Annotated in this window: 1 pseudogene; it reads right to left on the reverse strand. The window is 39.9% G+C overall.

Annotation, left to right across the window (positions count from 1 at the left end):
• A pseudogene (locus tag NLF92_RS13235) lies at positions 1-263 on the reverse strand (alpha-amylase); the annotation flags it as partial.

The following is a 263-nucleotide window of genomic DNA, read 5'->3' on the forward strand; positions in this document are numbered from 1 at the left end:
TATCTGTGCCAATAAGATTTATGTCAGACAGCAAAATTGTTTGTTCTTCGTCTGAAATATTACTAATACAGAAAATACTTTGCTTTCTATCGAGACTTTGTCGCCAGTAGCCAAATAATTGATTACCAAGCTGCAATGTAAACTGCGTTGCATTGGGGTGAAATGCGGGCTGCGCTTTACGTATGCGTATAAGCTGCGAGATTCGAGTGAGTACTTTATGATGCTGTGAAAAGGGCGAGTCTAACAGAGCCTCTAATTCGTTA

Source organism: Opacimonas viscosa, assembly GCF_024199005.1.
Classification (GTDB): domain Bacteria; phylum Pseudomonadota; class Gammaproteobacteria; order Enterobacterales; family Alteromonadaceae; genus Opacimonas; species Opacimonas viscosa.